This is a genomic window from Salipiger sp. (assembly GCF_059781815.1).
The window spans coordinates 1-6,534 of record NZ_JBYNAH010000266.1 but is presented as its reverse complement, the minus strand read 5'-3'; the positions used below and the strand labels follow the sequence as shown (position 1 = coordinate 6,534).

Below are 6,534 nucleotides of genomic sequence, written 5' to 3'. Positions count from 1 at the left end.
GGCAATCCGTCCCGGAACGATGCCTGCCCCTGCGGCTCGGGCAAGAAGTTCAAGCACTGCCACGGCAAGCTGGCCTGAGCACAAGATCTCTGTCGGGTCCGGCAAAACCGTGTCGGACCTGACGAATTGACTCCTTCCTTGCGCCCAACCGGCGCCTCTTTTCAGCGCGATAGATTTTCCACAAGGGAACGGGTTGAAAACGAGCGGAGGGTGCAATGGCACGGCTCAAGACATATCTACTCGCAGCGGCAACGGTCTGCGCCGCGCTGGCAATCGGCTTCGTGATGCAGAGCGGCGCGCTGTCGCGCAATGCCGGGCCAGCGGATGGCTCCGGCGTCGTGGTGAGCGGCATCACCGATACCTCCTCTGCCGCGATGCCCCAGCTGCCGGTCGAAGCCGCGCTGGCACCGAAGATCGGCGGGGCGCTGGCGACGCTGGAACCCGCCGCGGCAGAGCAGGGCGCCGCGCTCGTGGCCGCGCTGCCCGAGGCGCCGCAGGACCGCACGGCCGACGTCACCGCCCCCGATTGCCGGGTCCGGCTCAAGGCCGAGCCGCGCGCCGGCGCCATGGTGGCGCTGTCGCTGCAGGCGCCGTGCTACGCCTCGGAACAGGTCACCATTCACCATCAGGGTCTGATGTTCACCGAGTTCACCGGCCCCGACGGACAGCTCTCGGTCGATGTGCCCGCGCTGGCACAGAAGGCGCTCTTCATCGCCTCTTTCGACAATGACGATGGCGCCACGGCCGTGGTCGAGGTCCCGGCGCTGCCGTTCTACGACCGCGTTGTCCTGCAATGGCGCGGCGAGAGCGGGCTGCAGCTGCACGCCCGCGAATTCGGCGCCGCGTATTTCTCCGAGGGGCATGTCTGGGCCGCCTCGGCCGGTGACATGGGCCGCACCGCCAAGGGCGTGGGCGGTTTTCTGACCCGCCTCGGCAATCCCGACACCCTGACCCCGCGCATCGCCGAGATCTACAGCTTCCCCGCCGGGGCGGCGCAGAAGACCGGAGAGGTCGCGGTCAGCGTCGAGGCCGAACTCACCGATGCCAATTGCGGCAAGGCCGTCGAGGCGCAGACCCTCGAACTCCGCGGCAAGGCCGGGCTGCGGGTGCATGATCTCTCGCTGGAGATGCCGGCCTGCGACAGCGTCGGTGACTTTCTGGTGTTGAAAAACCTGATCGAAGACCTGAAGATCGCTGTCAACTGACGGGCAACCGGGGTCACTTCATGGGACTGCTTCGTGCGGCGATCTTCGCCGCACTTTTCATTGCCGGGGCGCCGCTCTGGGCGCAGGACGTCGCGCTGCGCTCGCGCGATGGCGGGATCGAGCTCACCGGCACGCTGCTTGGCTTTGATGGCGAGTTCTACCGTATCCAAACGCGCTACGGCGAGCTGACCGTCGACAGTTCCGGCGTGCTCTGCGACGGCCCGGGATGCCCCTCGCTCACCGATTTCGTGGCCGAGATGCGGGTGTCGGGCTCGGCCACCATCGGCGAGGTGCTGATGCCTGCGCTGATCGAGGGCTTCGCCCTGCGCAACGGGCTCAGCGCCGAGCGGGCGCTGCTGGGCGATGGCCGCTTCCGCTACACCCTGAGCGATCCGGAGGAGGCGCGGGTCGTCGGGCGGTTCAACTTCCACCTGACCAGCACCGATGGCGGCTTCGACGATCTGCTCGCCGATGAGGCCGATATCGTCATGGCCCTGCGCGAGATCCGGCCCGAAGAGCGCGAGGCGGCCCGGGAGGCGGGGCTGGGCGACCTGTCGGAGGTCAACCGCAGCCGGGTGCTGGCGCTTGATGCGATGATCCCGGTGGTGGCCCACTTCAACCCGGTCGATGCGATCTCGCTGGCGACGCTGGCAGAGGTGCTGTCGGGGCAGGTCGAGAGCTGGAGCGCCCTTGGCGGGCCAGATGCGCCGGTGGTGCTGCACCTGCGCAACGCAACGTCCGGGCTGTCGCAGGGCATCGAGGACCGGCTGCTGCGCCCTTCCGGGCTCGCGCTGGCGGGCGAGATCGAGCGCCATCGTGGCAATGCCGAGCTTGCAGAGGCGGTGGCCCGCGATCCGCTGGGGATCGGGCTGGCGAGCTATTCCGAGATCGGCAACACCAAGCCGCTGCGCCTGACCGGCAGCTGCGGGTTCGAGCTGCGGGGGCGCCGCGCGGCGATCAAGACCGAGGACTATCCGCTCACCGCGCCGATGTTCCTCTATCTTCCGGCGCGCCGCCTGCCGGCGCTGGCGCGAGAGTTCCTGGCCTACACCCGCAGCGCCCCGGCGCAGATCGTGATCCGGCGCGCCGGCTTCGTCGACCAGATGCCCGAAGAGATCGGATTGGCCCAGCAGGGCGACCGGCTTGCCAATGCCATCATCGTGGCCGAGGGCGATCAGGGGCTGGTCGGTCTGCAGCGGCTGGTGGCGACGCTGGCGCCGATGCGGCGGCTGACGACCTCGTTCCGCTTCGAGACGGGCTCGACGGGGCTCGACGCGCAGTCGCGCTCGAACGTGCAGCAACTGGCGCGGGCGCTGGAAGCGGGAGAGTATGACGGGCGCGAGTTGGTCTTCGTGGGGTTTTCCGACGCGCAGGGGCCGGCGGAAGCCAATCTGGAGATCGCCTATGATCGCGCGGAAGCGGTGCGCGCGGCGGTGCTGGGCGCGGCGGAGGCGGCGGATCTGCGGCGGCTGGAGCTTGCGGTGGAGGCGTTTGGCGAGGCCATGCCGATGGCCTGCGACGACACGGTCTGGGGCCGTCAGGTGAACCGTCGTGTCGAGGTGTGGCTGCGCTGACCGAGGACGCCCGCACGGGCGGAGGAGGCTCTCCTCAAGCCCTTGCGGGCTTTCCTCGAGAGCTCACAGCAGACCCTCGGCGCGAAAGCTCAGCTCCCGAGAGCGGCCGATCACCAGGTGATCGTGCAGGCTGATCCCGAGCACGTCGGCGGCGATGCGGATCTGCTCGGTCATTTCGATATCGGCGCCGCTTGGCGTCGGATCGCCCGAAGGATGATTGTGCACCAGGATCAGGGCGCTTGCGTTCAGCTCGAGCGCGCGCTTCACCACCTCGCGCGGGTAGACGGGCACATGATCCACCGTGCCTTGCGCCTGCGCCTCGTCGGCAATCAACACGTTCTTGCGGTCGAGGAACAGAATCCGGAACTGTTCCGTCTCACGATGCGCCATGGCGGTCTGGCAGTAGCTGAGCAGCGCATCCCACGAGCTGACCACCGGGCGCTGCAGCACCCGCGACCGCGCCAGCCGGTGCGCTGCTGCCTCCACCAGCTTGAGTTCGGTGATCACCGACTCGCCCACCCCGCTCACGTCGCGCAGCCGGCCCTCCGGTGCCGAGACCACGCCGTTGAAATCGCCGAAGGCGTCGAGCAGGGCCCGCGCCAGTGGCTTCACGTCGCGCCGCGGGAGCGCGCGGAACAACAGCAGTTCGAGCATCTCGTAATCAGGCAGCGCCTCTGCGCCGCCCTCGCGGAAGCGCTGGCGCAGCCGGGCGCGATGGTCGCGCAGGTAGGAGGGCAGCGCCTTGCCGCCCGGGACCGGCGCCTCAGGCGCCTCGTCCCCGCCGAAGAGCGAGGCCTGATCGTCGGAGAAGTGCGGTCCGCGCGTCATGCGCGCCAGCCTGCCGCGCGATGGTTAGAAAGAGGTTAATCGCTCTCCTCGCGGCGTGTCCGGCGGCCATAGGTCGCGACGCGCCAGAGATAGGTGCCCACCAGCGCCGCCACCACGATCGTGGACACGGGGTTGAGCCATGCGCTGACCGCCTCGTAGCCGCCCTCGAGCCAGTAGCCCGCGAGCGTAAGGACCGACGTCCATGCCACGGTGCCGAGCGCGCTGAGACCGAGGAACCAGCCCCGAGGCATCCGCCGCACGCCCGCGGGGACGGAGATGAAGGTTCGGATGGTCGGGATGATGCGTCCGAACAACACCGCGCTGCCGCCATGGCGGTCGAACCAGCCATTGGCGCGGTCGAACTCTTCGGGCGAGACCGAGAGCCAGCGCCCGTGGCGCTGCGACAGGCGGCAGAGCCGTTCAAAGCCGATGCGCCGCCCGATCCAGTACCAGAGATAGGCCCCGGCCAGCGAGCCGGCACTGCCAGCGAGGATCACCAGAGGCAGCGACATGGTGTTGCGCGCGGCGTTGAACCCGGCCAGCGGCATGATCAGCTCGGAGGGGATCGGCGGGAAGACGTTTTCGAGAAACATCAGCAGCGCGACCCCGAAGGCGCCCATGCCGTCGATGAGGTTTGTGATCCAGTCGAACATTGGTTTCGGCTCGCGATAGAGAAAGGGCCCGGGGAAGGAACCCGGGCCCTGTCACAAATGTTCCATGTCGCCTTGGCACCTCGCGCGCAATGCGCCTCAGGCTCAAGCCGGGGCTGCGCCGGGAGCGCAGGCCCTTGGGATCACCCCTTCATCGAGTCCCAGAAGTTGCGGACCGAGGAGAAGAAGCTGTGCGATTCCGGGTTGTTGTCCTCGCTCAGCTCCTCGAACTCGCGCAGGAGCTCCTTTTGCCGCGCGGTCAGGTTGACCGGGGTCTCGACCGCCAGCTCGATGAACATGTCACCGGCCGCACCGCCGCGCAGGGCAGGCATGCCCTTGCCGCGCAGGCGCATCTGACGGCCCGACTGGCTGCCCGAGGGAATCTTCACCCGGCTGCGGCCACCGTCGATCGTCGGCACCTCGATGTCGCCACCAAGCGCCGCAGTCGTCATCGACACCGGCACACGGCAATGCAACTCGTTGCCCTCGCGCTCGAAGATCTCGTGCTTCTTCACCTCGATGAAGATGTAGAGATCGCCCGGAGGCCCGCCGCGCATCCCGGCCTCACCCTCTCCGGCAAGGCGGATGCGGGTTCCGGTCTCGACGCCGGCGGGGATGTTGACCGACAGCGCGCGCTCCTTCTGGACGCGGCCCTGACCGCCACACTTGGTGCAGGGGTTCTTGATGATCTGGCCGAGGCCCGAGCAGGTCGGGCAGGTGCGTTCAACGGTGAAGAAGCCCTGCGTCGCGCGGACCTTGCCCATGCCCGAGCAGGTCGGACAGGTCACCGGCTCGGCGCCGCCTTCGGCGCCCGAGCCGTTACACTCGTCGCATTGCACCGAACTGGGCACGTTGATGGTCTTCTGCAGGCCGCTGAAGGCCTCCTCGAGCGTCACGCGCAGATTGTAGCGCAGGTCGGCCCCGCGCGCGGCGCGCTGGCGCCCGCCGCCGCCCTGGCGTCCGCCCATGAAGTCGCCGAAGAGATCGTCGAACACGTCGGAGAAGGCGCTGGCGAAATCGCCCTGGCCCTGGAAACCGCCGCCGGGGCGACCGCCACCACCGCCCATGCCGCCCTCGAAGGCGGCGTGGCCGAAGCGGTCATAGGCGGCCTTCTTCTCCGGATCCTTCAGGACGTCGTAGGCCTCGTTGGCCTCTTTGAAGAGGTTCTCGGCTTCGGGGTTGTCGGCGTTCCGGTCGGGGTGGAGCTCCTTGGCCTTCTTGCGAAAGCCCTTCTTGATCTCGTCCGCGGAGGCACCTTTGCTGACACCGAGCACGTCGTAATAGTCACGCTTGGACATTCATGCCCTCCTGTATCCCGGAACGGAGAGGGGCCGGCCCGGCATCCGGACCGGCCCCCGCTCTGTTCCTACGCGCGGCCTCAGCTGCGCTTGTCGTTGCCAAGGTCCTCGAAATCGGCATCGACGATATCGTCGTCACCGGCGTTCGAGCTGCTGTCGTCGGCGGCCTGGGGCTCGTCCGCGCCGTCACCGGCATCGGCCTGGGCCTTGTAGATCGCCTCACCCAGCTTCATCGCGGCCTCGGTGACGTTCTGGATGCCGGCCTTGATCTTGTCGGCCTTCACGTCGTCCTTCTCGAGGTCTTCCTTCAGCGCGGCAACCGCCAGCTCGATCGCTTCGATGGTCGTGGGATCGACCTTGTCGCTGTGCTCTTCCATCGACTTCTCGGTCGAGTGGATGAGGCTCTCGGCCTGGTTGCGCGCCTCGACGAGCTCGCGGCGCTCCTTGTCCTTCTCGGCGTTCTCCTCGGCTTCCTTGACCATCTTTTCGATGTCGTCGTCCGAGAGGCCGCCGGAGGCCTGGATGGTGATCTTCTGCTCCTTGTTCGTGCCCTTGTCCTTGGCGGACACGGAGACGATGCCGTTGGCGTCGATGTCGAAGGTCACCTCGATCTGCGGCAGGCCGCGCGGTGCCGGCGGGATCTGCTCGAGATTGAACTGGCCGAGCAGCTTGTTGTCTGCGGCCATCTCGCGCTCACCCTGGAAGACGCGGATCGTCACGGCCGACTGGTTGTCTTCGGCGGTGGAGAAGATCTGCGACTTCTTGGTCGGGATCGTGGTGTTGCGGTCGATCAGGCGGGTGAACACGCCACCCAGCGTCTCGATGCCGAGCGACAGCGGCGTCACGTCGAGCAGAACCACGTCCTTGACGTCACCCTGCAGAACGCCGGCCTGGATGGCGGCACCCATGGCGACGACCTCGTCCGGGTTCACACCCTTGTGCGGCTCCTTGCCGAAGAACTTGGTCACCTCTTCGATGA

General features: G+C 67.7%; 7 protein-coding genes. 3 read left to right on the top strand and 4 right to left on the bottom strand.

What is annotated here, in order from left to right:
* From AC6RA4_RS22245 to AC6RA4_RS22235, 3 genes are all read left to right on the top strand, one after another.
* The coding region (locus AC6RA4_RS22245; protein WP_500164023.1) for an SEC-C metal-binding domain-containing protein at positions 1-78 on the top strand (78 nt) is incomplete at its 5' end.
* Positions 79-215: 137 nt separating this feature from the next.
* Positions 216-1,205, top strand: a complete 990-nt coding sequence (locus tag AC6RA4_RS22240; protein ID WP_500164022.1) for a translocase — start codon at positions 216-218, stop codon at positions 1,203-1,205.
* A gap of 20 nt (positions 1,206-1,225) precedes the next feature.
* Complete coding sequence (locus AC6RA4_RS22235; protein WP_500164021.1) at positions 1,226-2,779, top strand: phosphate ABC transporter substrate-binding/OmpA family protein; 1,554 nt, start codon at positions 1,226-1,228, stop codon at positions 2,777-2,779.
* A 63-nt stretch (positions 2,780-2,842) separates the two neighbouring features.
* On the opposite strand, the gene radC is transcribed toward AC6RA4_RS22235, so the two are convergent.
* From radC to AC6RA4_RS22215, 4 genes are all read right to left on the bottom strand, one after another.
* Complete coding sequence (radC, locus tag AC6RA4_RS22230) at positions 2,843-3,607, bottom strand: RadC family protein (protein WP_500164019.1); 765 nt, start codon at positions 3,605-3,607, stop codon at positions 2,843-2,845.
* A gap of 35 nt (positions 3,608-3,642) precedes the next feature.
* A complete protein-coding gene (locus tag AC6RA4_RS22225) occupies positions 3,643-4,260 on the bottom strand; it encodes a DedA family protein (RefSeq protein ID WP_500164018.1) in 618 nt (205 codons plus the stop codon).
* Between the two features lie 140 nt (positions 4,261-4,400).
* Positions 4,401-5,555, bottom strand: coding sequence for a molecular chaperone DnaJ (dnaJ, locus tag AC6RA4_RS22220; protein ID WP_500164016.1), 1,155 nt, complete (start codon positions 5,553-5,555; stop codon positions 4,401-4,403).
* Positions 5,556-5,635: 80 nt separating this feature from the next.
* Positions 5,636-6,534 (bottom strand): Hsp70 family protein (locus tag AC6RA4_RS22215; RefSeq protein ID WP_500164014.1); only part of this gene is annotated, 899 nt, incomplete at its 5' end.